This is a genomic window from Kitasatospora sp. UYEF31, assembly GCF_057291755.1.
Map to the genome: position 1 here is coordinate 1 of NZ_JBXAWK010000153.1, position 1,381 is coordinate 1,381.

General features: G+C 66.8%; 2 protein-coding genes. Both read right to left on the reverse strand.

Features of this window, described 5'->3' with window-relative positions; genetic code table 11:
• Positions 1-79: 79 nt before the first annotated feature.
• Positions 80-502, reverse strand: coding sequence for a hypothetical protein (locus AC0Z36_RS29655; RefSeq protein WP_485466179.1), 423 nt, complete (start codon positions 500-502; stop codon positions 80-82).
• The gene (locus tag AC0Z36_RS29660) at positions 499-1,329 is read right to left on the reverse strand and encodes an IS5 family transposase (protein WP_485466180.1); all 831 of its coding nucleotides are present in this window, start codon (positions 1,327-1,329) and stop codon (positions 499-501) included. Before AC0Z36_RS29660 ends, AC0Z36_RS29655 begins: the two co-directional genes overlap by 4 nt.
• Between the last annotated feature and the right edge of the window lie 52 nt (positions 1,330-1,381).

Below are 1,381 nucleotides of genomic sequence, written 5' to 3' on the forward strand. Positions count from 1 at the left end.
AGAGTGCGGTTCGCGCCGTGATGCCCGATTCGCGATGAGGTCTGGGTGAGGTGCCCTGCTCGGCGGGGTCGGCCAGTGCTCAGGGGCGGGGCCGGGTGAACAAGCCGGGCTCGGGCTCGGTGAGGATGCCGCGGGTTACCAGGCGCTTCAGCTTGGACCGGATGCCCTCGATGTTCTTCGGCAGGATCGGAAGGTCGAGGGCCTCGCAGAGGTCGCGGGCCCGCATCGGACCGCCGGTGTCGGCGAGGACCGTGAGGATCTGCTGGTAGGCGGGGTGTTCCGGTATCTCGGCGAGGGGTGGACCGTCGACCGGTGCGGGTGCGGGGAGATTGAGGAGGGTCTTGCGGGTGATCCGCAGATTCTCACTCTCGGTGTCGAACTCGCCGAGGCGGGAGGTGAGTTCGACGATCTGGTCCCGAAGTCGTCCGGCCTGCTCGCAGACTTCGTTCTCGCGGACCTCGACGTAGGCCAGTACGGCCTCGACCTGGGAGATCTCGCTCACGCCGCCCTCCAGGAGGGGAGGGTGATGCCGGTGAGGCGGCGGGACATGACCGACGTCATCGCCCAGAACACCCGTGAGCGGGAGGAGGCGAGTCGGTGTTCGTAGTCGCGTACGAGACGGCGGTAGAACATCAGGATCCCGTTCGTCTGCTCCACCACCCACCGCTTGGCCTGCGGGACGAATCCCTTCTCGGCCGGGTTGCGTTCGACGATCTCGACGTCGATGCCCAGGGTCCTGCCGTGGTCGACGACGCTCTTCTTGAAGCCCTGGTCGACCAGGGCCTTGCGTACGGTGTCCGTCTGCGCGGTCACGCCGTTCAGCAGGGCGATGCCGGCGGCGTTGTCGTGTGCGGACGCCGGCAGGACGACGGCCTCCACGACCAGGCCCGACACGTCCACGGCCAGGCATCTCTTCCTGCCCGGCACCTTCTTCGCGGCGTCCTTGCCTGTCGTGGCGGCCGGGACGCCGACGGCCGCGTGGATGCTCTGGGTGTCCAGGACCACCAGGCTCGGGTCGGCTAATCGCTTCCGGCTCTCGCGCAGTTGCCAGCGTATGAGGTCGTGAACGGTCTGGTCGGTGCCGTCGTCACGCCAGGCGGCGAAGTAGTAGTACGTCGCGCTCTTCGGCGGCAGGTCGTGTGGCAGGTACTTCCACTGACAGCCGGTGCGGTTCTGGTAGAGGATCGTGTTGATGATCTCCCGCACCGCGTATTTGCCCTGATGGCCTGTGGCCGAGGGATGCTGGGCCTTCCAGGCGCTGATCACGGGCTCGATCAACTTCCATTGCTCGTCCGTGAGATCACTCGGGTACGGCTTGCGATCAGTCATCCCGCTACCCAAGCGAACCTCGAACGCCCGACCGGCAGAGATGCCCCAACGT

What these genes read in the sequence shown, in the direction of transcription:
- AC0Z36_RS29660 (WP_485466180.1), bottom strand. Translation starts at nt 1,329, where the DNA reads ATGACTGATCGCAAGCCGTACCCGAGTGATCTCACGGACGAGCAATGG.